Origin of the sequence: Gemmatimonas sp., assembly GCF_041689975.1 — a bacterium.
Lineage (GTDB): Bacteria > Gemmatimonadota > Gemmatimonadetes > Gemmatimonadales > Gemmatimonadaceae > Gemmatimonas.
Genome location: NZ_JBDNFF010000362.1, coordinates 1 through 2,328, shown reverse-complemented (window position 1 = coordinate 2,328; position 2,328 = coordinate 1). Strand labels below are relative to the sequence as shown.

Genomic DNA, 2,328 nt, shown 5'->3' with positions numbered 1-2,328 from the left:
GAGGCGGCGCAGCGTGCGGCCCAGTCTGGACTTGGCTCTCAAAACGGCGCGGGAACCGTGCTGCCGACCATTCGTTGATGATGCAAGCAGAAAGTTCCCGCGAACCGTCTCGTATCCTGTGCTGACACTTGCGTACAAATACGGGGCCGGGCATACTTCCCGCTTGCAAAAATCGTGTTGACACAGACTTACGCGCATGACTTCGGCTACGGCTCGCCACGGTATTTTCGTGACGGAATCGGCGGTGTTGTCGTGCATGAAGTGTGTCTTCCACAACCAACGCCTTCCCGGCCCCAAAGTCGATGACGGTTAAGAAGAAGTGGACGGTGATTCCTGCGTTTCTCGCGCTTGCGGCAGCGGCTACGCTGCTGTCGGCGTACAGCGGCGCATCGTCGTCGCAGGGTCTGCGCGTCGAACAACCCGTCAAGTTCGTTCACGCGCCGCACGTGGCCAAAGCAGGGATGAACTGCCTCTACTGCCACAGCGCCGCGAACAAGTCGCCCGATCCGGGCAACGCCTCGGTCTCGACATGCATGGGCTGTCACCTCATCGTGAAGCCGAATGCCCCGGAGATCAAGAAGGTCGCGGCCTTCTACGCGAAAGGTCAGGCGATCCCTTGGAATCGTGTACACAAGGTGCCGGACTATGTGCAGTTCCCGCACATGCGGCACGTCAATGCCGGTGTCACCTGTCAGACCTGCCATGGCCAGATCCAGAATCAGGGTGCGCAGGGACCCGATACCAATTACGTGCCCGTACAGCAGGTGAACTCGCTCAACATGGGCTGGTGCATCAACTGTCACGTGGCGGGCTACAAGCCTGCTGAAGGTGCTCGCCTGGCCGGAATGCCCGTGACACCCGAGTTGGAAGCAGCGCCGCCGAAGAAAGCGCGCTACGATTGCGCGACCTGCCACTACTGATCGTCATCTGACCCTCGACCACGGGGCCACGGCGCGCAGTGTGCGCGCCGCATGCCCTGTGCAGCCGCCCGGAGCGGAGTGACTGCATGAGCACTGAAGCGGGAACCGGCGTCAAGCGCCGAGACTTCCTTAAAATTTTGGGCGCCACGGGTGCGACGACCGCGGTAGTGGGCTGCTCCTCCGAAAAGGTGGGGAAGCTCATTCCGTACGTTGCGTCACCTGACAACACCGTGCCGGGTGTGTCGCAGTACTACGCGACCACCTGCCGCGAGTGCGCCACTGCGTGCGGCGTCATGGCGGAAGTCCGCGATGGACGCCCGATCAAACTGGATGGCAATCCCGATCACCCCATGAGTCGCGGCGCGATCTGCTCCGTCGGCCTCTCGGCGGTGCAGGGTTTGTACAATCCCGATCGCTACCGAACCCCGATGGTGCGCAAGGGGAATGCTCTCGAGCCCATCACGTGGGACAAGGCATACGAGCTTCTCGCGCAGAAGATCGGCGAGGTCAAGAGCCGCACGCAGGCGTCGAACGTCGTGTTCGTCAACCAGCACGAATCGGGCACCTTCCCCGGGTTCCTCGATCAGTGGCTGTCGGCGCAAGGTATGCCGACGCACCTGAGCGTCGACGCGCTCGCGCCGTCGACCACGATCGCCGTCAATCAAAAGGCGTACGGCGCCTCGTGGCCCGCGCTCGATTTCAACGCGGCCAAGCTGGTCATCAGCTTCGGCGCCGACTTCCTCGATGGCTGGGGCCACAGCGTCCCGCAGCAACTCGACTGGGCCGACGCGCGCACGAAGCTCGCCGACGCGCCGCGTCTGGTGTACGTGGGCGCGCGCCGCTCACTCACGGGCCTCAACGCCGATCAGTGGATCGCCGCCAAGCCGGGTAGCGAGATGGCAATCTGTGCCGCGCTCACAGGCGCCGGAACGATGGCTGCCGCCTCCGACGCTTCGGGTGTGCCTGTCGCGACCCTCGAAGCCCTCGCCAAGGCCATTGCCACCGCCGGGAGCGGCGTCATGGCACTCTGTGGTCTCACCACCGCCAATGCCATCGAATGTGGCGTCATGGTGGCCGAGATCAACGAGAAGGCCGGCGCGGTCGGAACCACGATCAAGCCCGCCGCCGGACACGTCGGTTTCAACGGCCTCTCGTCGTATGCCGATCTCGCCGGTGCCGTCGCCAAGATGAGCTCGGGCAGCGTCCCGCTCGCGTTCGTGCGCGGTGCCAACCCGGCGCACACCATGCCCAAGTCGGCCGGCTTCGCCGCCGCCTTCGCCAAGGTGCCGTTCAAGGTCTCTTTTACATCGGTCCCCGACGAAACGTCGCAGCTGTGTGATCTGATTCTACCCGACAACCATTGGCTCGAGAGCTGGGGCGACGCCGTCACCGCTCAGGGTCAGGTTGG

2 protein-coding genes are annotated in these 2,328 nt (G+C 63.9%); both read left to right on the top strand.

Features of this window, described 5'->3' with window-relative positions; genetic code table 11:
- The first annotated feature begins 302 nt into the window (after nt 1-302).
- Entirely contained in the window at nt 303-920 is a 618-nt protein-coding gene (locus ACESNG_RS21115; RefSeq protein ID WP_373060048.1) for a cytochrome c3 family protein, read from the top strand.
- A gap of 86 nt (nt 921-1,006) precedes the next feature.
- Nucleotides 1,007-2,328, top strand: a 1,322-nt coding sequence (locus tag ACESNG_RS21110; RefSeq protein WP_373070699.1) for a molybdopterin-dependent oxidoreductase, incomplete at its 3' end; no start/stop codon positions are given.